The sequence below is a fragment of the Paraburkholderia sp. RL17-373-BIF-A genome, from assembly GCF_046030175.1.
Taxonomy (GTDB): Bacteria; Pseudomonadota; Gammaproteobacteria; order Burkholderiales; family Burkholderiaceae; genus Paraburkholderia.
In genome coordinates, this window is sequence record NZ_JARESO010000564.1 from 1 (window position 1) to 226 (window position 226).

Genomic DNA, 226 nt, shown 5'->3' on the forward strand with positions numbered 1-226 from the left:
ACCCGAGACCGGGTCGTACGGCTTGCCGATGCCCGACAGCAGAAGCAGATGGACGTTGTGATACTGGAACGCCGCGACAATCACCAGATCGGCCGGCTGGAACACTTCGTTGCCGGCCGGATCGACATATGTCACGCCCCTGGCGCGTTTTTTTGTGTCGTCGAGTTCGACGCGCAGCACGTGGCAGCGCGAGCGCAGTTCGAAGTCCGGCGACTGCTTGAGCGCG

1 protein-coding gene is annotated in these 226 nt (G+C 62.8%); it reads right to left on the bottom strand.

Annotation, left to right across the window (positions count from 1 at the left end; genetic code table 11):
- Positions 1 to 226: GMC family oxidoreductase N-terminal domain-containing protein (locus P0D80_RS51770; RefSeq protein ID WP_408296838.1), on the bottom strand; the 226-nt coding region annotated here is incomplete at both ends.